A 478-nucleotide genomic window follows, 5' to 3' on the forward strand; every position below is an offset into this window, starting at 1 on the left:
GACTTTACTATTTTACCGCAGGTTATTATTGACTCCATAGATCTTGGAGCTCCAGGGAGAATATGTGCGGGCAACTCTTTTTATGGTGATCACGCCGCTTTCTTCATCGTGCTGTTCCTTAAAATAGAGCGTCAGTGCCATCCCGATTGCTGCACTGATTTCCCCGGACAGATACTGCTCTTCCTGATTTCCATTGTCTTCAGGCTTTATCTTTTTGATCATCACCTTAACCTTTTTTCCCGTCACGAGGTTGAGGAACAGCGGCATGTTTTTAAACAGGAACATGAGCAGGAGAAGGGCCAGAAAAACAACGGTATATCCTACACCCGTGATGATCCATATCTGCGACCAGTCTATGCCCGTTGTAGTTGTTTCTTCCATGTCAATAGGTTTAGAGAGGAATATTACTATGCTTCTTAGGCGGATTTGTCAGTTTTTTTGTCTGAAGTGTTTGCAGACCTCTAATCACTCTAAACCG

At 43.7% G+C, this 478-nt stretch carries 1 protein-coding gene; it reads right to left on the reverse strand.

Annotation, left to right across the window (positions count from 1 at the left end; translation table 11 throughout):
• Positions 1–12: 12 nt before the first annotated feature.
• Positions 13–381, reverse strand: coding sequence for an OadG family transporter subunit (locus HC175_RS18075; protein ID WP_168023893.1), 369 nt, complete (start codon positions 379–381; stop codon positions 13–15).
• Positions 382–478 lie beyond the last annotated feature (97 nt).

The sequence above is a fragment of the Salinimicrobium oceani genome, from assembly GCF_012037645.1.

Coding starts and splice junctions, on each gene's coding strand:
- HC175_RS18075 (WP_168023893.1), bottom strand. CDS start 381: ATGGAAGAAACAACTACAACGGGCATAGACTGGTCGCAGATATGGATC.